A 23,881-nucleotide genomic window follows, 5' to 3' on the forward strand; every position below is an offset into this window, starting at 1 on the left:
TGAAGGAGGTTCCTATTCATGAAAGTTTCTGCAAATCGGCACACTCTTCCTCCCTTGAGTCGACAGATAGTGAATAAGGTGCCAGAGGTGACCATATACTTCTGGCTTATCAAAATTCTGTGCACAACCGTTGGCGAAACGGCAGCTGACTTTATCAACACCAACCTGAACCTGGGTTTGACCGGTACGACCCTGGTGATGGGGAGCCTGTTGATTCTTCTACTCATTTTCCAGTTCGTCTCAAACAAATATCGACCTGGCATCTACTGGTCAGTTGTAGTATTGATCAGTATTGTGGGTACCTTGATCACTGACAACCTGACAGACAACTTTGGCGTCTCCCTAGAAACGACAACTATTCTCTTCAGTGCCACGTTAGCAGCTGTTTTTATTGCCTGGTATGCTGTGGAAAAAACACTCTCGGTTCATACCATTTACACCTGGAGGCGAGAGACCTTTTACTGGCTCACAATCCTGTCCACCTTTGCGTTGGGAACAGCAGCAGGCGACCTACTCGCCGAGAAACTGGCACTGGGCTACCTTGTATCAGCACTCCTCTTTGCAGGGACGATTGCTTTGATTGCAGTTGCCCACTGGCGTTTCAAACTCAATGCGGTCCTGGCTTTCTGGATGGCCTACATTCTCACCCGCCCTCTGGGTGCCTCCTTAGGTGATTACCTCTCTCAATCGCACGACGATGGTGGTCTGGGCCTGGGGACGGTGATAACAAGCAGCATCTTCCTTACAGCTATTCTGGCTACCATCATCTACATCTCTATCACGCACAAAGATGTCATTGCCAGTCACAACTTGCTCATGTCAGAAAGCGAACCTCAACAACAGCATGAGGATGACCTGGCATCTTTGTCCCCTCATAAGTAAAAAAACCAGAAAGAGTTTGGGTGAAGGAAACGCCCCATCGTGCTTTATGGGGTCGCTTCAAAAGTTTTGCCTGTGTTATGAAAACGAATGGCGATGCCATGAACCTCTGCGATAAGGTCTGGTGTATGGCTGTCGCCAACGAAGTCCAGGGTCACTGGAGCCAGATCTGCGCCTGGTCCGTTCAAGTGAGGGCCCATCAGCAGATGTGACGAGCCAGAGTTCCCTCCAGGGATCTCCAGGATACTGATCTGACCATTGATATTCATTGCCACAAAATGACTGGGGGCGCTGCCCGTCTCATGTCCAACAAAATGATCCATGTGGACGGTGCGAGGGCGTCCATATCGTAGATCATCCAGGGTTGTGGTTCCAAGCGCCCAACAGTTCTGTGCGATCCAGATCAGGAGGATGGTCGTAATCATGCTCAAGGCTATAACCAGGAGCCAGAAATGAGAAGGATGCGTGGCTGGCGACTGGAGAACAGGAACGGCCTTCTCATTTCTGGGTTGTGCTTTGAGCGTACGAACACGAATAGGAACGCTTTGCTCTTTTGTTCGCGATGCACGTGGAGTACGAGCAACGACAAATTCATCGACCTCTAAGCCAATGGGACGGTGTCGTAATGCACTACGCGGAGTAATTTCCGATTGCTTCGACATCGTTACAGACATAGGGCTCTTCTCCTGTCACTTTGACCAATGTAGGTGGTGTTGGTGCATCATTCTTCATTGCTCAAAGTGTACCAGCCTGAACCTCTTCCACACAACCCACTTCTCCACAACTTTGCGTTCAACCTTGTGTATATCTTGTGCAAAACAGAACAAGGCGGTGGATAAGCTGGGGATAACTTTCAGACGGGGGATGACAAGGCTTCCTTTGCCGATGGTACCAGGTGGGAAATGTACGAGCAAAACGTATTAGCAGATTACCACATACGTTAGGGGGGAATAGGATATTATCATGTATCAGATACATTATATAAGTATTATTTAGCTGCTTCATTCTGTGCGGGGTCTGGGAAGGATCGTCCATTCTCGATATGTTCGAGAATGGAGATGCACACACATTAGGAGGGGAAAGGGGGTGAATGAGTTACTTTAATCGTACGTACGTTAGTGCCAGATCCTTCTCCCAGGCCGCTCCCTCGCGTGACATTTCACCCTGACTTTCCATCTTGTTGCCGTTGTCTTCTATGGTCATAGTGACTCGCTGAGAAAAACTGGGCTCATCACGCCACCACTTGAACTGATTTCCTGTCATGGTTATGTTGTATTTTCTAGAGATGCCACGTTCATCAAAGTAAAGCTGAAAATAGGTTTTCGCCACATCATCGCTGCCAAAAATCGCAACCCCGTCAGGAAAACTGGGGTGGTCAATCTCTGTGTGCATGATCAAGAACGCGCCGCCAGCATGCCAATCAAAAGTTGTACGGCCATGCAAGGTTATCCCGGGAAGGTAGGGATGAGATCCAGTGGTTTGCCATTGGCCCACGAAAACCTTAAAGGATTCAAGCGCTGGGTTTGGTTGTAATGCTTCACTTCCGATTTTTTTATCCATGTTCTTGATTGTAGCCCTAATGACCCAAAAAATCAAGACCGTTTTTGGTCCAAACCAGGTATGTAGCACTTTCAATCGCAATTACATAATCCTGACACGCAGATATTCTTTAAAGCATGCTTTAGTACAGGCAGAAGCCAGGAAAGAAGAAAATTGCCGCCAGATGAAGCTTTTCTAGGGAGCTTCGTTGCATACTACCAAATTCTACAAGGATTTAAGACTTTTGCTACCCACATGGCTGTCCTAAGAAGGACCCCCGGGCCTGCTACTGGTTAGAGCTCTGGGGTGGTTGTGCGGTTGCAAATTGAATCATCTTTTCGCCGATCCGTTGTAAAGCTGTTCGCAATTCGGGGGGATAATGAACGACAAAGGGAAGATTTATGGCCATGAGATAGCGGGCCATGGCTTCCATATCATCAAAGTCTTCCTGGAAAAGGACCCCAGTAGGAGTGGGCGTTAATGTGCCATACTGCGAAGTCATATGTTGTTGAAGCGTTGCAAGATCTGTTTGAAATTCTACCTCAACCAGCATGCCAGGACTTTGATAGCGGTCTTTGACAAATTGTTCATAATCAAATCCTTCATCCTTCCTAAATGTTTCGGAGAGCACCTCTACCTGCTGAATGCGATCGAGACGAAAGATCCGATATTCCAGCCGCAGGCAGCAATATCCCACGAGGTACCAGTTCCCCTTCCATCCAACCATTCCATAGGGTTCTACCTTTCGTTGAGTGCTCTCTTTGCGCTGTGCGTTATAGACAATCTCAATGCGCTGAGATGCTTGAATCGCACAACTGAGCTCGATTAAGAGCGAGGCATCAGGGCGCTTTTGTTGATGATGAGGAAGAAGCACCAGACTTGCCATCATCGCCTCCAGGCGAATTTTGGCCTTTAATGGCAGGACGCGCGAGACTTTGGCTAAAGCGCCCTCAATTGAGGTCGAAGGTTGTTTTATCTCCAGCCATGAACTTGCCAGCAGTCCAATCATAATCGAGGTTGCTTCATCTTCGGTAAAGATTAATGGCGGGAGCTTAAAACCGGGACGAAGCCGATATCCACCGTAGCGACCAATGTTGGCTTCAATGGGGATCCCAACATCTTGCAAATGTGTGATATAGCGGCGCACCGTTCGGACATCCATTTCAAGACGCGTAGCCAACTCGGGCCCAGTAATAGATGGTCGAGATTGCAAGAGCTCAAGAACAGTGAGCACGCGGCTCGTTGGATGGTACATACCAACATGTCCCTTTCTACCTGTACATTCGATCTTCTCTTCTCCCAAGAGTAGTGCAGCGAAAGCGAGATGTCAAGCGCATTCACGAAAATGAAATAGAAGATGAAGGCCTCAGGTTATTGAGGTCCCGACATAATTTCCCGATAGCTTCTGCTAAGCTTGTCAGGGGCATGAGGATAGAGGAAGAAAGACGTATTCTTGCTGAGAGATCCTGACCAGCTGGATTTCTCCAGCTGGCTTCAAAAGCTATCGAGGGATCATTTCAAAAGTTTCTCGGCCCATTCTTGTAAGAAGCGTTCCCAGGTGATGCGAGCAACGGCGCGATCAGGGATGAGTTTCTCATCCGAACGGAACGCATCATAGTATTCCCCTGACAACACCTCTGGCCCCTCGGCCCTGATCACACCTTTTTTGTGCAACACTCGTTGATAGGTTTCTATCATGTCTTCGATAGTTAAGATCTCTGGTCCACCGATATCAGGGATATGACCAGCAGCTTCTTGTTCAACGAGTTGGACCAGAGCAGCAGCAACTTCGCGAGTATCGATGGGCTGAAACCGTGTTCCTGCTGGGACGGTGATGGTTGATGTCTGCTCATCTTCCCAGTCTTTGATCAGGCTCAAGATGTAGGGATGAAATTGGGTTACGCGCAAAATGCTCCAGGGGAGGGTGGATTGCTCGATGAGGTGTTCAACCCCCAGTTTCGCCTGAAAGTAGGAAAACGGACTATGATCAATTCCTGCAATGGAAACATAGATCAGATGAGGCGCACCATGGGCTTGCGCAGCCTTGATCAGGTGGCTGGTTCCGTCAAGATCGGTCGCTTTGACCTCGCCAAAGAACGTTGCGCAGTGAATAATCGCATCCACTCCTTTCGTTGCTTTCTCCAGACCACTCCCATCGCGAATATCCCCCTGAAACACTGCTACGCCCGTGGGGACGGCTGGCTGTGCTTGTCGCGTATACGCGCGAACATGATGCCCACGTGTATGCAATTGCTGCACGACTTCATTCCCTAACGTTCCTGTCGCTCCGGTAACAAGTATGGTTGACATCTTCATTTTTCTCTTTCTGTATCTTACTATATCTCAAAATGCGTTTTGTAGATGTGCTGATCAAGCCTGCGTTTTGACAGCAAGCTTGCTATTATCGTTCTGGTTGAAGATATTCTGCCTTTCTGACTATTGAGTATGTTTCGTTCTTTCCTTCTCTGGCTCCCAGTCGACCTCATATGTTTCCAAAAAAAGCAAAACAAGGCCAAGACTCCGTATTTTGAGCAGCACCCGATAGAGAGCCGCTTGATCGACCAGTGGTCCAGAGAGCACTGTTTTCGTAGGGCCGTCAGGAGCAATCCGAAGATCCTCAAACCATTCGTGCCAGGATGGGTCCAGGGGTCCTTTGATCGCGATACGGCATTGCATCGAGGAGATGCCCCCCCCTTTCGTTCAGAGTGATTGAAGTATAAAACGGTAGGGGGTGAGTTGCCCATCACCTGATGGGATGGTTTACGTAGGTGAGAGAAACAGGGAGAGGATCAGGAAGAGGAGAGCAGCGACCAGCGCCGTACAACCTCACTGGCTTCAATACGATTGTGGACGTTCATTTTGCGGTAGATGCTCTGGATATGGGTTTTTACAGTATTGACCGAGATCACCAGGTCACGCGCAATTTCCGGGTTAGAGCGTCCCACGACAAGCAGACGTAGGACTCGTTGCTCCTGATCGCTGAGCGGTTCCAGGGGCATCGACTCTTCTGGAGAAAGCGTGGCCTCTTTGGCTGACCGGGCCCCTGGCTCCTCGGCAAACGCGCGCAAGAGAGTTCGCACAAAGGAGATCAGAGAGATCTCGTGTAGTTCTGGCAGCAGCGTTTTCAGCAGATGCTCCATCGTTGGCCCTTCATCCAGAAAGAGGCGTTGAACATTTTCTGGTTGCGCCAGTTGTACCGCCTCCAGCAGGGAGGTTCTGGCCTGAGGAGCTTCTTGAGAGACAGCGTGAGCCAGGGCCTTCAGGATCAGAGTTTCCAGCACGCTGCGTTTGCGCCCCTGAGCCTGGGCCAGCTCTTTCCAGGGAACCAACTCATCCAACGCAGCCTCCCCTTTCTTTTGCGCGAGGTGCAAACGCACCAGGAGGAGCGCTTCTTCCTGCTGGTATAAAAGAGGAAATGCCTCCTGTTCGGGCACATGAGACTGATCGGCTTGTTGCTTTTCCCATGCCCATTGCTCGACTGCAGAGAGATCGCCCCTGGCCAGTTGTAGCCGCGCCCGGCAGGTACGAATCGCTCTCGAAGCCCAGGAGAAGCGCGTACGCCGCTCCCAGTGCGAGAGCAGATCGAGAGCTGGTGTGGTCTCTCCATACGCATGTAACAGGCGAACCTCAACGAATGCGCCCAATGCCAACAGATGGACCCCTTCCTCTGGGTGTGCTCTTACTGCCTGTGCCTGGGAAAGATACCTCTGTGCGCTGGTGAGGTCATTACGCTCATACGAAAGCTGCGCCAGGCAATGATAGGCCCACGAGGTAAAAAACGGCTCAAGGTCTCCTGTTTCGAGCAACAGCTGTTGGCGAGCAAACTCCGAATCTTTATCCATGAGTGCATGAGCTTGCCAACTATAGTGCTCTGCCCTGGGGAGTTCGCCTTGTTCCAGGCAAACCTCCCCCAACCAGAGGGACGCGATGAAGGTCGAGGAATGATTCTCAAGGTTTTTTGTTCTCCTATACCCTTCGAGAAACTGTCGCCAGGCCTCTTGTATATTGCCTGCCAGCAGAGAGGCAAGCCCCCTGAGCAAGAGATTATCAGCATACAGCAGACTTTCCTCTCGCAATAGGGGTTGTGCTTGCCTGGCCAGGGCAAACATCTGTGTGAAATCTCCTTGAAAGAAGGCAAGACCAGCATGCAGTTGGGAGGCTTCCCCAAGCTTTTCCCTCTGCTTGATAGCCTCAAAGCCCTGCTCAGCCCACTGCAACAAAGGCTCTATTCGTACCCACAGAGCAGGCGAACGCCGATCCATCGTAAATAACAGGGCAAGTGCATACTGAAAACAGAGATCCGGCTGGGTATGCAACTCCTCCTCCGGCAGGCGTTTGAGCCAGGAACAGAGCAGATGATAGGCATTGTGAAAGCTATCGGGAACGAGAAATCGTCCGATCAGCGTAGCCGCGCGGGGAAACTGTTCACACGCCAGCGCAGCTTCAATCGCTTCGGGAAGCATCCGCTGTTGCTCATACCAGAGACTCGCTTTCTCACTAAACGCATGCAGAGCGGATGCACCCAGGCGCAGCCTGGCCTCATACTGCATAGCCTGTGCCCACAAGGCATGATAGCGGTACCACTGCCGACTCTCAGAAAGGGGGTGGAGAAACAGATTCGCGCGTTCCACCTGTTCGAGCAGGTATGCACTATCCTCTCTGCCTCTGACGGCATCGCAGAGTGAGGCGCTCAAAGGATTGAGCCAACTCGTCTCTAGCAAGAAGTCTTGTATGTCTTGCGACAGGCTGGCGAGAATCTCTTCGCGCAGATAGTCAAGGAGGAAGCGCTGGTTGCCCCTGAGCATCCGCACCCCCGCAGAGAGATCAGACTGTTTCTGGAGGAAGAGTGCTGCCAGGTGCAAGCTGGCAATCCAACCCTCAGTGCGCGCTTCCAGGAGGGCAACCTCGCGATCTTCGAGGGCGAGTCCCATCTGCTCGATGAGAAAGCGCTGAGCCTCTTCCCGTGTAAAGCGCAGGTCTGTGTCGCGGACCTCGACCAGTTGCCCGCGCACCCGCAAGCGAGAGAGAGGAAGATCCGGGTCTACGCGACTGGAGATGATCAGATGGAGATAGGAAGGGAGATGCTTCAAGAAGATGCTCAAGGAGGCATGGATGCTTGGCTCATCGATCACATGATAGTCATCAAGGATCAGCACGATGGACGCGGGCTGTTCATTTCTGTCAACCAGCTCGTTGAGGAGCATGATCACACCAGTAGAAAGAGATCTTCCTGCCAGTAGGGGAAGCGAACGCTCACCGATCTCTGGCTGCCATCTGCGCAGTGCAGTGATCAGCGAGGCCCAAAACCGCGTCGGGTCATTGTCCAATTCCTCCAGAGACAGCCAGGCAACGGGTTGGGGATGCCGATGCACCCATGCCGAGAGTAGCGTAGTCTTGCCCCAACCAGCGGAAGCGGAGACCAGGGTCAGCGGACAAGAGAGTGCAGTATCCATGACCGAGAGAAGCCGCTCGCGTATGATCAGAGTGGCAGGCAGGCCTGGAGGAGAGAGTCTGGTCATGATCATACCGGAGTCATTGATCCTATCGCCTTGTCTCACTGTGCTGGAAACGGTCTCGTTGTCAGCCTGAGAGGTTGGCACGGAGATAGGGAGCAAGCGTTGCTGTAAAGGCTCCTGCTTGCTGTCCTGTAGCGCCTGTGCCATCTCCTCTAAGCGTGCGAGAGTCAGGGCTCCATCTGGTCCAAGATAGCGCTTTCTCCTCTGACCAGAACTGGTGTGGTACCCATACCAGTAACCTGTCCCCCGAGGCCGGTCCTCTTTGAGCACGTTCAGGCGGCCTTGTTGGCCCTGAAAGGAAAAGGAGGAATGAGTGGCCAACCAGACGTGCCATCGTTCTTCGTTTCCAGAGATGATCGGCACTGGAGGGTGTTCAGACGTGTGCAGTAAGTAACATCGCTTCCTGGCAGACCAGATGAGTGCATGAGCCGGTAGTTTTGGCATGGGTTCCTTTCTTGTCCACAACAGACCTCGCCCCAACTCCCCAACACGCTTGAGTATAGCAGAAGCGAGGGAAAGCCTGCAAGCAAGTTGTATACACTCAAACTGGATCTGCTAAAAGTGATCAGGTTTCGGCGCGATGTAGCCATAATCCGATCGATTGATTGGGCTACCACTCCAGTTCAGATATGAATAGAAAAAGAATGGATATTGTATGACTCAAAAACTTCCTACCAGACCCGTTCTTACACTAGCGGCGGCCAAAGTGATGGCAGCCGCCGCTGAAGATGTTGCACTCAAAAATGAATGGTCGGTAGCCATCGCTATTGTAGATGATAGCGGCAGCCTGCTCTATTTCCAGCGCATGGATCAGAATGCCAATTCGAGCGTTGACGTAGCGATCGCCAAGGCCATACATGCGGTCAATTTTCGCCGACCTACTAGCTTCCATGAGGACCTCCTGGACAAAGGGAATATGGTCGTCCTTGGCATGCCAGGGATGCTCCCACTCGAAGGTGGAATCCCATTGCGCGTCGGTGAACATGTGGTTGGAGCCATCGGCGTGAGCGGTGTGCGCTCCAGCCAGGATAGCATCATCGCGCAGGCTGGCGAGCAGGCTCTGACAACCTACCTTTCTGATAGCGGCATAATAGAAAACGACTTTTAACCAATGCAGGCCAGGGCGTGCGCCCGAAAGGTGCCGTCGCCCTTGAATTTGAGCGGCAGCGCGCTGAAGCGAAATCCTTCGTCTGGTAGCTGATCCGGGTTACAGAGGGGCTCGACGATCAGAGCTACCGCGCCCAGCAGGGTGATGTGAATAGGACGCTCGTTGCCCTTGGTCGCTTCAATGTTGACGGCATAGATGCGGATCATGGGGACGCACTCCAGATCTCTCAGCAAGCATTTGAGACTTCGAGCAAGTTCCCATCGGGATCACGAAAGTAGATAGACATGAGAGACGTTGTTGCACCAGTTCGCTCCACCGGCCCGAGCAGGACAGGGATATTCTGGGATTGAAGATGAGTAATCACCTCTTCGAGTGGCAGAGATGTCAAAAAGCAGAGATCGGCAGAGCCCGGAGTCGGTGACTCCGCCTTTGGGTCAATTTCTTTGCCTTTCTGATGAAGGTTGATTTTCTGCTTGCCGAAGCACAGTGCCTTTCGCCCTTCTGCAAAGGTGACGACTTGCATGCCTAAAATACGTGAATAGAACTCGCAGGTTACATGAATATCCTGCACGGTTAGCACCAGATGGTCCAAATGGTCGATCTGCATAACCACTTCCTCTTCTCTTTATTGTACACCTTTTTCGATCAGCGAGGTAATGATTTGTTAATTCCCATGATGATAAAGGTAATTTACAGCTTTTGAATCAAGTATACCTGACGAAGGAGGGTCCAGGAATTTTTGTCCCTGGGTTCCGCGATTGAGAGCCAGATCGTCTCACTTCGTAGGACATTTATCTGCAGCAGTTCGCTGACGATTGAGCGAGAAAAAAATATGGCGGTGATGATGTCATACCTGATACTTTTTCAGAAAACGGAGCGCTTGATCGTCATTCTGGATAGATAACAAACGGTTTCATACAAAAAATCTGATAGTGCCATTTCACACTTTTGGTGGATGTATTTCTGCTTCCTCTTGACTATACTCCTCGACGAGACCTTTTCTTGCAAGCTTTTAACCATGTATGCTTCAGTACCAACGGAGAAATTATATGTCTACAATCCTTCCATCCTCAACGCGTCGTGCGTTTTGCAAGGGCATTACAGTAGCCGCTGCGACAACAGCTTATATGAGTTGCGCTTTTACCACCATTCAGGCAGCACATCAGAGGCAAGAAAGCCCGCAGGTAGATGCACATAGTCTCAATGTGTTGCTTGTACATGGAGCTTATGCTGATGCCTCTAGCTGGCTTGGGGTCATTCCCCTATTGCGAGCGCGAGGATATAACCCTCTTGCGATCCAGATCCCCCTCAGTTCTTTAGAAGAGGATATCCTCATAACGCGCCAGGCACTCAAAACGCTCTCGGGCCCAACAATCCTCGTTGGTCATTCCTATGCCGGGGCGGTTATTACCAACGCGGCTACAAATGCCGATAATGCAAGTGCGCTGGTATTTGCTGACGCATTCGCACCAGATGAAGGTGAAAGTATCCTTGATATCGCTTCTCGGTTCCCCACACCACCTATCAATGCATTTATTGTCCCATCTTATACCCCAAATTTTGTCTGGGTCCAACCATCAGCCTTTCCAGAGAATTTTATTCAAGATGTTCCTGTTGAGCAAGGACAAAATCTTGCGGTTGTACAAAAACCCATCAATCCAAAGGCTTTTGGTACGCGCTCAGGTGCCCCTGCCTGGAAACAGCTTCCATCCTGGGCACTGATTGGAATGAATGATCGCGCTATCAGCCCGGACGCCCTTCGTTTTATGGCCAAAAGGATGGGGGCCGTAACGCGTGAGGTGGCATCGAGCCATGCCTCCCCTGTTTCACATCCCAATGATGTTGTTGACCTTATCGTTGCCGCGGCTCAACACATACCTGTAACTATCGGACGAGGATAAACGTGCAAAGTTCAAAGTCAGAGCATCTTCTCTCTTCAACGAGAAACTTTTTTTCCTGATCTATGCCATGAGACAGGCATGGAATAGTCCTGCTTGTCTCACAACGCGCGGTGAGGAGATAGAACAATGGCACGTTTCAACGGTGCAGAGATAACATGGCTAGGCCACTCTACGTTTCTGGTGAAGACACCTCAAAACAAGGTGCTGATATTTGATCCCTGGATTGAACAGAATCCAAGTAGCCCACCAGAGGCAAAGCACCTCACACAGATTGATATTATCCTGGTCTCACATGGACATTATGACCATGTAAGTGATGTGGAGCCGCTGGCAAAAAAATTTCAACCACAGGTCGTCACGATTATTGATCTGGGGTGGTGGTTAGAGAAGCGAGGTGTGGCCAATATTGTGAATATGGATATCGGTGGGAGCGTCACGCTCGATGGGATTACTATCTCGATGACACCGGCTATTCATTCCTCTGGTTTTGATCTGCTCACGCAATCTGTCTATGGTGGCAATCCTGTTGGTTTTATTGTTGAACTGGAAAACGGTTTCAAGCTCTACCATGCAGGCGATACCTGCCTCTTTGGGGATATGCAGCTCATTCGTGATCTCTATCAACCTGATGTTGCGCTCCTGCCTATCGGAGATCGATTAACAATGGGGCCAAAGGGGGCTGCTCTTGCGACAAAGCTTCTGGGTGTGAAGCAGGTAATTCCAATGCACTTTGCGACATTCCCTATTTTCACAGGTACTCCGGCTATGCTCCGTGAAGAATTGCAAAAACTACAACTCAATGATGTCGAAGTAATCGATCTGGTGCCGGGAAAACCCAGCGTGTGAACAGAGTAGCTGACACCAACAAAAAAGCAGAGAGCGGGCAAGAGCGCTATCTCCTGAAAAGGACGCTATGGAAGCCCAGAGTCGTGTGTTCCGATCATTGTTTCTTTCTGCCTGCTACAAACGTGATGGATATCTGATCTCATTTATACCATCCAGATAGCGCATGAGATGCTTGGATGCTTTCTAAGGAGAAACGGTTGTGACAAAGTTAGCAAACAAAATAGCAGTGATCACAGGTGGGAATAGCGGCATTGGTCTTGCCACGGCCAAACGCTTCGTTACTGAAGGTGCGTATGTCTACATTACTGGTCGCCGTCAGGCTGAATTAGATGAAGCCGTCAAAGCTATCGAGAAGAATGTCACTGGTATTCAGAGTGATGTTTCACAACTGGCAGATTTAGATCGCTTATATGCAACCGTCAAACAGAAACACGGTCATATCGATATTCTTTTCGCCAATGCGGGCCTTGGTGAATTTGCTTCATTGGACAAGGTCACCGAGGCCCATTTTGATAAAACCTTTGATGTGAACGTGAAAGGGATTGTCTTCACCGTACAAAAGGCATTACCATTCATGGGTGAGGGTGGCTCAATCATCCTGACGGCATCCAGTACAGTCCATCAAGGCATAGGTGGTTTTAGTGTGTATAGTGCGAGTAACGCAGCGATCCGCTCATTTGCGCGAAGTTGGACTCTTGATCTGAAAGGTCGTGGTATCCGTGTCAATGCCATTAGCCCTGGCCCCACCGATACCCCCGGATGGCGCGCTCTAGTCAAAACTGAAGAGGAGCTCAAGCAGATGATAGCAGCCTCTGAGGCGAGTGTCCCTCTTGGTCGTATGGCACAACCCGATGAGATTGCGAAAGCGGTTGTCTTCCTGGCCTCAGACGATAGTAGTTATGTTAATGGAAGTGAACTGGCGGTTGATGGCGGAGAGGCACAGGTGTAAAGAAGACGGCCTCTGACCAAAAGAACGCTTCTGCTGCTCATTGAACAGGTGCCAAAGCAACGCACCCCCGGGCCATACATATGTTAATCTGGCATGTCTTAGCGAGATTTCAACTGCTCATCGTAGTATTGGGAATAGAGACCACCTTGCTGGAGCAGTTCCGCATGCGTTCCACGCTCGACAATGCGTCCAGCGTTCATTACCAGGATCTGGTCGGCAGAGAGAATCGTTGAGAGACGGTGAGCAATCGCCAGAGTTGTGCGCCCCATCTGAAGTTCTGCGAGAGCTGCTTGAAGCAGGCGCTCAGAGCGCGTATCGAGGGCACTGGTCGCCTCATCCAGAATCAAGATGCGCGGATTTTTGAGCAAGACACGGGCGATTGCTACGCGCTGCTTCTCCCCGCCTGAGAGCACGTAGCCACGTGGGCCAACCACTGTCTCGTAGCCGTTTGGGAGTTGCAGAATGCGTTCGTGGATCTGAGCGGCCTGCGCAGCGGCAATCACCTCCTCATCAGCAGCGCCGGGCCGCCCGTAGGCGATATTCTCGCGAATCGTCGTGTGAAGCAGGTAGGTTTCCTGTGTCACTATCCCGATATGCTGGAGCAGGCTCTCTTGCGTCACAGAGCGTACATCATGACCATCGATCTCTACTGCGCCTTGCCCTACATCGTAAAACCTGGGCAATAGGCAGGCTGTCGTGGACTTGCCTGCGCCACTCGGACCAACCAGAGCGACAAGTTGTCCAGGCTGAACCGCGAAGTCGATATCAATGAGAGCTGGCTGCTCCGGTTGATAACAAAAACTCACATGATGGAAGCGAATATGCCCGGCGACATGATCAAGCGCCCTGGCATTGGAACAGTCGGCAATCTCGATTGGCAGATCAAGGTATGCAAAAAGGCGCTCGAAGAGGGAAAGCGCTGATTGGATATCAAGAGGAATGCTGAGCAACTGACGCAGTGTGGGAAAGAACTGGCTTTGTAGAGCGATAAAGGCAATCAACGAACCAGGGCTGAGTCGACCACCCATAACCTGAAGTCCTCCGAAATAGTAGACCAGGGCCGGGACAATGTTGAAAAAGAGATGGAAGCTCAACAGGAACCAACGCCCAACCATCGTCTGGCGGACCTGTATAGTCACAAGTCGTTCACTTAGAGCTTTGAAACGTGTCGTCTCGGCTCGTTGCCTCCCGAAACTCTTCACAAGAAGTGCTCCACTGACATTGAGTGTCTCCTCAAGTACAGACAAGACGTCGGCCAATGTCTGCTGCTTCTCTTTGCTTGCCCCTCGTAAAACAGCCCCCACGCGCACAGCGAGAGAGACAAAAATTGGCGTCAGGCCGAGGGAAAGAAGGGTCAGCGGCACATTTAAACTCAACATCACAAGCAGCGTTGTTAGCATCCCGATAGAGTGAGAGAGCGTCCCGCTCAGACCATTGCTAAGTACATCACTCACTCCATTGATATCGTTGGTCAGGCGCGAGATGATCTCACCGGTGCGCTCCGAACTGTAGAATCTCAGGGCAACTGCTTGAAGACGGGCATATAGACCAATCCGCAGATCGTGCATGACATACTGAGCCAGTGTTATCCCCACGTAATCGAGCGCAATGCTGACCACACCGGTAAACATCGGCAGAACGATCAGCGCAAGGACCAGCCAGGCCAGTAAGGTAACATCTTTGCGCAGGAAAGCCTGATCAATGATCATTTTTGTGACTTCAGGGACAACAGCAGTGCCAAGGGTAGAGTTTATCAGGATCATGACGATAATCAGAAGCACACGCCACCAGTATGGACGAAAGGTCTGGATAATACGCCCTGTTGTGGGAAATCTGTTTGATTGAGTGGTACGCAGCACACGTTTCCTCCTGAAAGCAGAGAGACAAACAGAGAGTGCCACACCAGCCAGGCCCGTAATGGTATATAAAACTTGTCAGGCTTTGTAAGGCATCTATTGATGAGTTAAAAAGCAGACGATGAGGCTACATTGAGCGTATGGGTGGGAAATACCATGTGGGGTTGGAGATTGGGTGGCGAGGCATCTATTATACACCCAAAACTGGAGAAATCCTGATTTTTGCAGAGGGGAGAGATTCCAATTCCTTTTCGTTCGCAGAAGCATTTTGTTTCGAGCTATACATTCCTTTTGCATGATTCCTATAAATGGCAGTGAAGGGCGCTCTGCGGACGCCACAATCACTGCAGTTCTGTATACCGTTCGCCAGGGGTCTCAGCCGATATGCCCTCTTCTCTGAGATCGAACTGAACCCAAAAGGAGGAGCGCTACGTTAGCTGTCACCAGGGGCAGAGTAGCGGTTAATACAGGTAATAGTTTGTTTAACGCCTCTTATTGAATAAAGACTTGGTACAAAAATACGTACCTATCCTCCTTGCAAAAAATGATCCAGTTGAGAGCCTCATGTCAATATGTGCGGCAAGGTTTTTTGCGCCGAACTCAAAGAGTGGATATGAGAGGCAAAGAAATATGAAACCTCGCCACGACCTCTTTGAGATATTACTCATTGGACTAAAATCCTTGTCAGGATAACCGAGAGACTCAGCAAAACAAGCAGAACCCAATTAGAATGGAGGACCGAAATTTTCCTAAATCGGTGGTAGACTCAAAGAGGTTTATAATGAACAGTTCTGACAAAGAGTCACTACTGATAAAGGGAAAGAGAAAACCGTTATGAGTATCCACACGAAATCCGACTTTAAGATTAGCTCTTGGGATCAACGTCCTTACGACGAGCCGAAGGATGGTGCTACGCTCTTGCAAATAGACGTGAAAAGGAGTTTTCAGGGTGACATTGAAGCTGAGAGTACAGCTGTCCTCCTCATGTGCCAAGCTGGTGACGGCTCAGCTGGTTACGTTGCCACAGAGAAAGTCGTAGGGCGCATCGGAAGCCGCTTTGGGAGTTTCGTCATTCAACATGGTGGGGCGGTAGCGAGTGGCAACGTTACAGATTCCTTCGGATACGTTGTCCCCGGTTCAGGCACAGACGAATTGCAAGGGTTGCGCGGGCACTGTGTATGGCATCACGATGAGCACGAGGCGACGTTCACCCTCGACTACGACATCGAATAGCGCGTCTCATGCTTATATCTCCGTTTGGGCATAGCTCTCCTTCCAAGACAACATACCAGATTTCGATGCAAGAGGAAGAGCTTGCTACATGTATGCAAGGAATGCGCACGTTGATAAGCGCTGTGGGAAGCGATGTTCCACCTCAGCCTTCTCCTTCATCCGTGACCAAACGAATCGACGAGGAATCGACGCTTTCCCAGAAGGAGATACTGCACATATATGAAAGCAAAGCAGAACAGAGCCAGGAGCGAGATCGACGTTCTTGAGGCGATGAGACGAGAGCGTCAAACGAAAAAGCTGCAAAATCTATAGAAAAGAGAGGAGAATTACATGACAAAAGAGGACACCAAGAATCTCATCCTTCGTATGTACGACGCATTTAACACCAGAAATCTGGCTGCTGTAGACGAGATTTTCGCCTCAGACTTTTATAGTCACCCTCTGAAAACAGGAATTGAGGGTGTCAAAAAATCCTATGCAGCAAGATTTCAAGCATTTCCAGACATCCGGGTCGCTGTTGAGGAGTTGTTGATTGATGGAGAGAAGGTTGCCAGTCGTACCAGTCTGCATGGAATTCCAGCCATGGCTGACGGTAATCAGCCGATGATCCTAGAAATTATTCGGGTCCAGAATCAACGGATTGCTGAAGTCTGGGCATTGACAAACATGAGGGCCACGCGGGCCGAGCCTTCTTGAACAGGAGAAAGAGCAGAAATGCTAACGCTGGTATGCTACTGGATCGGGAATCGCTCCATTGCTTGATTGTAAGAGGGTTGGGCGTCAGCCAGAGAAAGCCTAGAGTAGATCTCTAACGATTGGCGCGTTGCATGTCCAGAATAGGGCTGGATAAGAGCATCATCGATGCCCTCTTTTTTGAGCCAGGTGAAGAGGAAATGCCGCCATTTGTGGGAAGACATCGAACGTGTAATGCCTGCTTAGGCCGCGTAGCGCGCCAGCATTTTGCGCACCCCTCGATCTGTATACCGACGCTTGCGCACTGACTCGAACAAATACACTGCTCTATGGACTTTCATCTGCTCCATGTGCAGCGCGAGCAATTCGCGGAAGGCATAGGGGAAGGGAACCTTCCGGTCCTTGCTCCCCTTGCCCTGGGTAATGCGAATCTGGCACCGCTCGACATCGACCTCGGTGAGACGGATCGCCATCAGTTCGCTGACGCGGATGCCTGTGTAGAAGAGCGTTTTGATCAGCACCATATCCCCGAAGTTCTGGCAGTTCCACACCGCCTGGTAGAAGCGGTGAATCTCCTCCTCCGTGGGAACCTCTGGAAGCCTGGCCTCTTTCCGAGGAACTTCAATTTCCAGCGCTTCGCGCAGCGCTCGAAAGACGCTTTTGAGGTAGGAATAATCAGGCCGCTCCGCGCGAAGCAGCTTTGCTAATTCTTTTGCCTTTTTCTTTGGGGGTGTCCGAGTCATTGGTCTGGCCTTTCTGTGTAAGAACCATGAGTATCTACATAGTTTTTCTCGATCTCGGCATCGGTGCAATGGCGTAGCAGCCCTTCGATCATCGCCGCCACCTCTGAGGAGGAGGAGCAGCTCTTGAACTGTGAGTAGATACAGGTAGACTTGCGTTCGACATGCCAATAAATCATAATGCCAGGACCACGATAGCGAATATGCCACTCTGTGAGCAGGTTCTGGTTCCACGCCCCAAATTTCTTGGAGTCGGACGCACATGCCGTCGTTCCTTCTCCCCAAATGTCAGCGCGCCGGATCTCAAAGATCGTATTGGCGACATGCGCGATGGCATTGCGCAGTTGCTCTTTGTGAATATAGCGGGAACGCACATAGCGCAAATCAGATTCGGTCGTGCCAGGATCGGCGCTGGGAAGACGTTTGAATCCGGTGTTGGTCCCCAGTCCATCCCCTTTCAATTCATGAGCCTGTCAGTTCCTCAAATGGAGAGTGTCGGAACTGGCTGCTTCTTCATGAATACAACGGACGAATACCTCTGAGCACAACACATGATGCTCTTGATAGGGCAAATGGGGTCAGGTTCTTTTCCAGAAAAAAAGACGGAAATTACCTGTAAGAAAGATGGATGCTCGTATTGCCCGCTACTCTGCCCCTGGTGACAGCTTACGTAGCGCTACCCCCAAAAGGAGGATGTATCGGCGCAGGCGCTATCCTCCGCAAAACTGCGCCGATAAGACAACTGGAACGATCGCTAAAATGCTTGTGTCCGGGCTTCCCGGATCCAGCTATTGCTTCCTGTCCTGTACATGCCAGCAGCCCAGGCCGTTGTCCAGTCAGGATCGTCTACCATGCCAGAATAACACGAGGTCTGGCCAGGATAGACAATCTTATCGCCGGTCGTGCAGTCATACTGCCGATTATCAGAAGTCCGCGTAATGATGGCATTTCCATAATGACCGGATGGCACACGATCGCTAAAGATGACCAGCGCCCACGCAGAACCGCACGTTGGGCTATAGCGAAGGATAATGTCTTCCGTCAACCCACCTAAATCCGAACTCGTGGCGTCATATTTATCTATTGCATCAAGATAACAGTTCCATTGGATTGGATCTTTCCCATCGCAACTGACACCTGTGCCGCCACCACAGTAAACAAGGGCTGCGGACCGCGTTGGAACAGTGGCGTGCGCGGAGGCAGCCCCTGTATTGAGAGCCAGTGCGGTGCAGAGTACCAGAGCCATGAGTCCGAACAGAACCAGGCGTTTGACGTTGAACATGTTCCGTCCTTTATGCATAGAAGATATCCCTTTCTCTCCAGAAGAAGCAGAAAGGATGAAGATCGAACCTTTCTGCTCTCTGGTGCTTGCTTGTTGGAAAAGGCTGCTGTGCCTGAAAAGCATGGCAGTTCTTCATAAAAAGCAAACAACTGGTCGAAACAACGTGCTAGCCGCAGTGGCCAACAAACGGACTATCGCCGCCGCCATCGATGATACTTTGCCATTCGATATCGGCCCACACAGCGATACAATGTCCTTTGCCATAGACCCCAACTGGGCCAGCATAGTAGTGATAGGTATAAGGACCATCCTCGTCGTGCTGTATCCACGTACAGCCGTCTGAACCATACCCCTCTTGACAGGTCGCAATATTTATATCGAGAGATTGCGCCTGACCATAGGCTGGCCCCACAGCATAAAGATAGGCACAATTATAGCCGGTTGTACTGTTATAGTAGACATCCACTTCTGCAATCGTCGTATTCGTGAAACGAGCCTTGATCGGCTCGGACTCAATCAAATTTCCCAATGAGCTACAATGGGCCGTATTGATCTGAGGAATGGCCGCCTGAGTTTTCAAGCTCTGCCCTGCATTGGCCGCGTGCGCCTGAGGCGCGATAAAGCCTATCCCTCCAAGCGTAAACAACAAAGCGAGGGCGAAGAGTACCAGTCTGACACGATGACGGAAATGAGACACCATGAGTAATCCTTTCTTCACGAAACTCAGAGAACATCCAGGAACTAAGAGATGCTGTAGGTGGTGGAAGGGGTTTGTCAGAACAACGTGCCTGACAAACCCCTTCCACCACGTTCATGCGAAGGTTGATTTTGTTTAGTAAAGGTGCACAATATGCGCGGAGTACCCGTTCCATGCCTGGTAGTTATTATAGGGAATTTGGTAATCTGCATCATTATGTGCGTCGACCAGGGTATCACTCCCATCACGCGTGGTTCCTACTTGCACAAGCAATGCAGCATGTTCTAATGTCCCACTGCCATTTCTGTAGAACGCAATATCACCTGGCGCGGCTTGCGCAGGATTATCTCCAACATCTACCCCAAGGTGATTGTTGATCAGATAGCTGTAGAGGTCAGGAACATACGCAAGACTATACCCCTGGTAACTGGCATACTGGTTAGATGTCGAGGTATTGGCATCCAGCCCTGGAAAGTAGCCATTGGCCGCTAAGGAACGGGCCACAAATTCAGCACATTCGAAGTTTGGCTGCGATGCGCCGGTGCTGACGGTATAGTACGAGGTACTGGAGGTGTTATACCATTCCCAGGTCCAGTGGGTCTGGGCATAAGCCACCGAGTTGCCACAGGCATCGACATCAGCAAAGGTTGACCAGTCACCAGACCAGCCGCTCCCAATCGCGTTGCCACTTCCCGAAGCCCAGGATGAAGAGCCATTCAAGTAGCCGAGGTGATCATACCAGTACAGGTGGCCCGTACTATTAATCGCATAGATGATGCCTCCGCCAGCAGAGAAATGGGAGAGGATGCCGTTACCTCTGCCCCAACCGTTACTAACAACGTTGCCACTTCCCGAAGCCCAGGACGAGGAGCCAGTCAGGTAGCCCAGATGGCGGTACCAGTGCAAGGAGCCGGAACCATCCACCGTATAGATGATGCCATTTCCGCCCGAAAAAGCCTGAAGATTACTCCAACTCGTACCAACAACGTTGCCACTTCCCGTAGCCCAACCCGAGGAACCAGTAAGGTAGCCCAGATGGCGATACCAGTGCAAATTGCCAGCGGTGTCGATGCCGTAAATCACCCCATCTCCACCAGAGAATACGGATGTGAAGCCTCCCCAACTGCTCCCAATCGCGTTGCCACTTCCCGAAGCCCAGGACGAGGTACCATTAAGATAGCCGAGGTGACGATACCAGCGCAAATTGCCAGCAGAGTCGATGCCATAGATGATGCCATTTCCACCGGAGAAGGCCTGGAGACCCGCCCAGTTGGAGCCAACCGTGTTGCCGGTACCTGAAGCCCAGGCTGCGGAACCACCGGTCGGGTCAGCATGCCCATACCAAAGCAGATTCCCAGGAATATAATAGACTGGCGCAGTACTGATGCAGGATGGTCTCGATGTGGCTGCGGCTGCAGGTTTTGATCCCACAACGAACAGGCTCGCTGCTAAAATGGCTAAAGCCACGAAAAGAACAGCCTTGCGTAGCGCAGCGTAGTTGTAGATAGACAATAGCACATACCTTTCTCATAAAAAACAGGAACATTACCAAAAAAGTTTAAAGATCCACATACCTCTTTTTAAAGATCCATCATCTCTGTTGAGAAAGCAGGAGTGTGAAAACCCTTGTAGAGATTCCCGAAACACAACAGCTTTTACAGCATACTTCTGGTTCCTTTCGGTGAAACCCGCATAGACAATAAAGCTTCATAAGATATGGAGAAACAATGACAAGGAATACTCCTTTTTTTTCTTCATACCCATTGAAGCCACTGGCTTCACTAGAAAGCATAAAATAGAAGTTACACAATATAGCTGTGCAATTGTGTGCAAAGGTAGGCCTTAGAAAAGGCCTACCGATCGCTGACGGTTTTGATGCACAAGATGTTCTCAAATTCGCCAGTAGTGGCGTTCGGAGTAGACTGTAGGAGGCGGAAGAAGTATTGACGTTGATCGAGCACAATAGACGATCTTTTTGTAAACTTTTTCCTCTTTTTTGTTGAAAAAGAAAAAAAACATCGAAAGGCGCTTTTTATCCTATGTATTGCAACGCATTTTTTCCTCCAACTGAGCGGCAAGTGTGCGTGAGACAATCGTTTTGGGATGGGTGTTTCCCAGGGACCGCAAGCGGATCTGGAGAGCACGTTCGGCTAAAGAAGAGGCCTTGCCCAGTTGGCCCTGAAGCTGGTGGAACAGCGCCTGGTCGTAGAGCGTCTGGGCGGTCTCTGGATGATCTTGCCCCAGACGCTGTTCACGAATCTGTAAGGTGCGTTGGAACAGGGCCTCTGCGTGCTCATAGTCGCCTTGCTCACGGCAGAGAAGCGCCAGACCATGAAGGTGATATGCGAGTGCAGGATGCTCCGGGTCAAGCGCTTGCTCTGTAATAGAGAGTGCTCGCTGATACAATTCCTCAGCCTGTGGATATCTGCCCCACTCGCGGTAGAGATCAGCCAGGCTCCCTAGCATCACGGCCAGATCAGGATGGCCCGCGCCTAAGGTCTGTTCTGCTACGCGCACAGCACGCAGGCAGAACACCTCAGCCCGTTCGTACTTGCCCTGCTCCCGGTAGAGGTTGCCCAGATTATTGAGCGAGCTCGCTATCCGAAAATGCTCTGGTCCCACCGTCTGCTCCCGGATCTGTAGCGCTCGTTGATAGACCCGTTCGGTCAGTTCGTATTTACCCTGCTCATAATAGATATTTCCCAGCCGGTTGAGTGCCAGGGCTACTTCCGGATGCTCCGAGCCCCGCTCCTGTTCCCGGATCTGTAGCGCTCGTTGCTGCAATGGCTCTGCCAGTTCATACTTGCCCTGCTCGTAGTAGACCATCGCGAGCCCTTCGAGGGGGTAAGCTACTTCTAGATGCTTCGGACCGAACCGCTGTTCCAGCACGTGCACCGCGGACTGGAACAGCGGTTCGGCCTGCGCATAATTGCCTAGCACCCGATAGAGATGGGCAAGCTGGCTCTTCAGAGAAGCGACCGCAGGATGCTCCAGACCTGATGCTCGTTCCCGGATCTGCAACGCTTGCTGATACAGAGACAGCGCCTGTTTGTATCTAGACCGCTCGTGGAGGTAGTCTGCTGCTTTCAGGAGCAGTTCGGCCAATTCCTGATCCTGGCAGCTATCCGGGACAGCGGCGGCACTGATTATCACGTGGGGAAGCAGTCGCTCGCACGGCTCCCAGAGTTCTGTCCCGGTGTGACTCGCAACGGCAGGAAAGGCCATATTGAGCAGGTGGATCACACGTTGCTGCCAGGTAGCACGCTCTGGCTCGTTCATCTCTTCTTGCAGAACCACCTGCACCAGTCGATGAAGCGAGAACGTCTGTGTATCCGACTGGCGTTGGACCAGCGAAAAGGTACGCAACGTAACAATCATCTGGTCCAGTTGGTACCGATTAGCCACAAGAGCCGGACGAGCATGATCTGGATCGGAGACAAAGAGTTCCTCAGGAATCCTTTCCGCGTAGAGCCAGGCACAGAGGCAGAGCAGATCAGCAGCAAGGGGATTGTGCTGCTTGACCTGTGTGTAGGCCAGGGAGAACGTTGCAGTGACAGTATGAGGATGATCTTTCCCAAACGTTCCTCTTCGATCCAGCAGTTGGGTGCGCTGATCGATATAGTGGTGCAGATAATCTGCAATACTGCATCCGGATTCTTCGATGTAGGCGCTGGCCTGATCGAGGGCTAATGGTAACCCTCCCATCACCTGCACGAGGGCCTTCGCCTCTTCCTCCCACAAAGAGACCTGAGAGTGTGGTTCTCGGCTGGAGTTTTCCTGGAGAAGTCTGGCTCGTCGCAAGACAAACGCCATTGCTTCCTCTAGCATCATTGGGGGCAGTTCCATGCTCTGAGCCAGGGTTCCCAGGACAGGATTGCGGGTCGTGATGAGAAACGCCCCCTGATAGGCGGGAGGCAGAAAGCGTTGAAGGAGGTCCAAATCTTCTACATTATCCCAGATCAGCAGCCACGCACTATTGGTTGTCAACCAGCGCTGAACTGCGGCGACCATCCGCTGCTGATCTACATCTCCTCGCTCTGGAAGCTGTAAGTGCATAGCGATGTGGCTCATACTCGCCAGGGTACTCTCGATAGTTTCCGCCTCGATCCAGAAGACCGCGCTATATTCCAGTGCGTAACGGTAGGCATACTCCAGAGCAATCTGGGTTTTACCAATCCCCCCCAGTCCATGTAACGCATACGACTGGGGGAGAGCCATAGCATGATCGGTGCGCAGCTTGTGATGCAGGGTATCGAGAAACGTTTCCCGTCCAGTAAAGAAGGCATTGCGTTGATATGGCACAGACCAGTGAGGAGAAAGCACAGTCAGACTGGCTTCGAGGAGTTGGCGCAACTCCACGTCACTGAGTTTTAACTGGCGCGCCAGTTCCAGTACCATGCTTTTACTGTCGGGCAGATAGTTTCCTTGTTCCCAGGATCCAATGGTATTACGATGTACTCCCAGTTTTTCGGCGAGGATCCGTTGGCTGATATGTTTGCTTGTGCGAAAGTCCCGCAAAATGTCTCCAAAAGAAGCGATTGACATAAAATGGCGCCCACTTTCTTTCTGCAAAATAACGGCTATTCAGATGCACAGGTAGGCATAGCTATTCTGTGCTCATTTTCTAGTACCATAGAAGAAG

At 51.0% G+C, this 23,881-nt stretch carries 20 protein-coding genes and 3 pseudogenes; 8 read left to right on the top strand and 15 right to left on the bottom strand.

The genetic code is table 11. The features are described 5' to 3' along the window. Nucleotides 1–18: 18 nt before the first annotated feature. Complete coding sequence (locus tag EL628_RS26410) at nt 19–882, top strand: COG4705 family protein (RefSeq protein WP_126582974.1); 864 nt, start codon at nt 19–21, stop codon at nt 880–882. A gap of 44 nt (nt 883–926) precedes the next feature. Here EL628_RS26410 and EL628_RS26415 read toward each other — a convergent pair whose 3' ends face one another. After that, a complete protein-coding gene (locus EL628_RS26415; protein WP_126582975.1) occupies nt 927–1,553 on the bottom strand; it encodes a hypothetical protein in 627 nt (208 codons plus the stop codon). Nucleotides 1,554–1,739: 186 nt separating this feature from the next. Here EL628_RS26415 and EL628_RS30685 point away from each other — a divergent pair. Then, nucleotides 1,740–1,921 (top strand): annotated as a pseudogene (locus EL628_RS30685) (Tn3 family transposase); the annotation flags it as partial. Between the two features lie 53 nt (nt 1,922–1,974). Here the strand turns inward: EL628_RS30685 and EL628_RS26420 are convergent. The 5 genes from EL628_RS26420 to EL628_RS26440 all read right to left on the bottom strand — a co-directional run bounded on the left by EL628_RS26420 (nt 1,975) and on the right by EL628_RS26440 (nt 8,378). Continuing rightward, nucleotides 1,975–2,520 carry a hypothetical protein gene (locus EL628_RS26420; protein WP_245994480.1) on the bottom strand — a complete coding sequence of 182 codons (546 nt, stop codon included), beginning with the start codon at nt 2,518–2,520 and terminating at the stop codon, nt 1,975–1,977. A 184-nt stretch (nt 2,521–2,704) separates the two neighbouring features. Continuing rightward, nucleotides 2,705–3,673: a helix-turn-helix transcriptional regulator gene (locus EL628_RS26425; RefSeq protein ID WP_126582976.1), complete on the bottom strand. Its 969-nt coding sequence runs from the start codon at nt 3,671–3,673 to the stop codon at nt 2,705–2,707. A 257-nt stretch (nt 3,674–3,930) separates the two neighbouring features. Then, complete coding sequence (locus tag EL628_RS26430; RefSeq protein WP_161975787.1) at nt 3,931–4,728, bottom strand: SDR family oxidoreductase; 798 nt, start codon at nt 4,726–4,728, stop codon at nt 3,931–3,933. A gap of 126 nt (nt 4,729–4,854) precedes the next feature. After that, a complete protein-coding gene (locus EL628_RS26435) occupies nt 4,855–5,094 on the bottom strand; it encodes a DUF8691 family protein (RefSeq protein ID WP_126582978.1) in 240 nt (79 codons plus the stop codon). Between the two features lie 113 nt (nt 5,095–5,207). Next, the gene (locus EL628_RS26440; protein ID WP_126582979.1) at nt 5,208–8,378 is read right to left on the bottom strand and encodes a winged helix-turn-helix domain-containing protein; all 3,171 of its coding nucleotides are present in this window, start codon (nt 8,376–8,378) and stop codon (nt 5,208–5,210) included. A 211-nt stretch (nt 8,379–8,589) separates the two neighbouring features. Between EL628_RS26440 and EL628_RS26445 the strand changes: the two genes are divergently transcribed. Then, a complete protein-coding gene (locus EL628_RS26445) occupies nt 8,590–9,042 on the top strand; it encodes a GlcG/HbpS family heme-binding protein (RefSeq protein ID WP_126582980.1) in 453 nt (150 codons plus the stop codon). Here the strand turns inward: EL628_RS26445 and EL628_RS26450 are convergent. Both EL628_RS26450 and EL628_RS26455 read right to left on the bottom strand, forming a co-directional pair. Beyond that, nucleotides 9,039–9,248, bottom strand: a complete 210-nt coding sequence (locus EL628_RS26450; RefSeq protein WP_126582981.1) for a cyclase family protein — start codon at nt 9,246–9,248, stop codon at nt 9,039–9,041. The genes EL628_RS26445 and EL628_RS26450 overlap by 4 nt on opposite strands. A 20-nt stretch (nt 9,249–9,268) precedes the next feature. Then, nucleotides 9,269–9,649, bottom strand: a complete 381-nt coding sequence (locus EL628_RS26455) for a VOC family protein (protein ID WP_126582982.1) — start codon at nt 9,647–9,649, stop codon at nt 9,269–9,271. 442 nt (nt 9,650–10,091) lie between these two features. Here EL628_RS26455 and EL628_RS26460 point away from each other — a divergent pair, with 442 nt between their 5' ends. The 3 genes from EL628_RS26460 (at nt 10,092) to EL628_RS26470 (ending at nt 12,738) form a co-directional block, all read left to right on the top strand. After that, entirely contained in the window at nt 10,092–10,943 is an 852-nt protein-coding gene (locus tag EL628_RS26460) for an alpha/beta hydrolase (RefSeq protein ID WP_161975788.1), read from the top strand. Between the two features lie 126 nt (nt 10,944–11,069). Continuing rightward, a complete protein-coding gene (locus EL628_RS26465; RefSeq protein ID WP_126582984.1) occupies nt 11,070–11,789 on the top strand; it encodes a metal-dependent hydrolase in 720 nt (239 codons plus the stop codon). Between the two features lie 199 nt (nt 11,790–11,988). Beyond that, a complete protein-coding gene (locus EL628_RS26470) occupies nt 11,989–12,738 on the top strand; it encodes an SDR family NAD(P)-dependent oxidoreductase (RefSeq protein WP_126582985.1) in 750 nt (249 codons plus the stop codon). 98 nt (nt 12,739–12,836) lie between these two features. Here the strand turns inward: EL628_RS26470 and EL628_RS26475 are convergent, their stop codons facing one another. Beyond that, nucleotides 12,837–14,597, bottom strand: coding sequence for an ABC transporter ATP-binding protein (locus EL628_RS26475; protein ID WP_126582986.1), 1,761 nt, complete (start codon nt 14,595–14,597; stop codon nt 12,837–12,839). Between the two features lie 831 nt (nt 14,598–15,428). Here EL628_RS26475 and EL628_RS26480 point away from each other — a divergent pair. Both EL628_RS26480 and EL628_RS26485 read left to right on the top strand, forming a co-directional pair. Continuing rightward, the gene (locus EL628_RS26480; protein ID WP_126582987.1) at nt 15,429–15,827 is read left to right on the top strand and encodes a DUF3224 domain-containing protein; all 399 of its coding nucleotides are present in this window, start codon (nt 15,429–15,431) and stop codon (nt 15,825–15,827) included. A gap of 330 nt (nt 15,828–16,157) precedes the next feature. Beyond that, complete coding sequence (locus EL628_RS26485; RefSeq protein ID WP_126582988.1) at nt 16,158–16,523, top strand: ester cyclase; 366 nt, start codon at nt 16,158–16,160, stop codon at nt 16,521–16,523. A 35-nt stretch (nt 16,524–16,558) separates the two neighbouring features. Here EL628_RS26485 and EL628_RS30690 read toward each other — a convergent pair. The 6 genes and pseudogenes from EL628_RS30690 to fxsT form a co-directional block, all read right to left on the bottom strand. Next, a pseudogene (locus tag EL628_RS30690) lies at nt 16,559–17,263 on the bottom strand (tyrosine-type recombinase/integrase). Between the two features lie 23 nt (nt 17,264–17,286). After that, nucleotides 17,287–17,709 (bottom strand): annotated as a pseudogene (locus EL628_RS26495) (Tn3 family transposase); the annotation flags it as partial. Nucleotides 17,710–18,014: 305 nt separating this feature from the next. Then, a complete protein-coding gene (locus tag EL628_RS26500; protein WP_161975789.1) occupies nt 18,015–18,560 on the bottom strand; it encodes a DUF2690 domain-containing protein in 546 nt (181 codons plus the stop codon). Nucleotides 18,561–18,708: 148 nt separating this feature from the next. After that, entirely contained in the window at nt 18,709–19,242 is a 534-nt protein-coding gene (locus EL628_RS26505) for a hypothetical protein (RefSeq protein ID WP_126582990.1), read from the bottom strand. 132 nt (nt 19,243–19,374) lie between these two features. Further along, on the bottom strand, nt 19,375–20,751 hold the full coding sequence (locus tag EL628_RS26510) for a tachylectin-related carbohydrate-binding protein (protein ID WP_161975790.1): 1,377 nt from the start codon (nt 20,749–20,751) through the stop codon (nt 19,375–19,377). Nucleotides 20,752–21,276: 525 nt separating this feature from the next. Continuing rightward, on the bottom strand, nt 21,277–23,784 hold the full coding sequence (fxsT, locus tag EL628_RS26515; RefSeq protein ID WP_126582992.1) for an FxSxx-COOH system tetratricopeptide repeat protein: 2,508 nt from the start codon (nt 23,782–23,784) through the stop codon (nt 21,277–21,279). Nucleotides 23,785–23,881: the final 97 nt, after the last annotated feature.

The sequence above is a fragment of the Tengunoibacter tsumagoiensis genome, from assembly GCF_003967535.1.
Lineage (GTDB): Bacteria > Chloroflexota > Ktedonobacteria > Ktedonobacterales > Ktedonobacteraceae > Tengunoibacter > Tengunoibacter tsumagoiensis.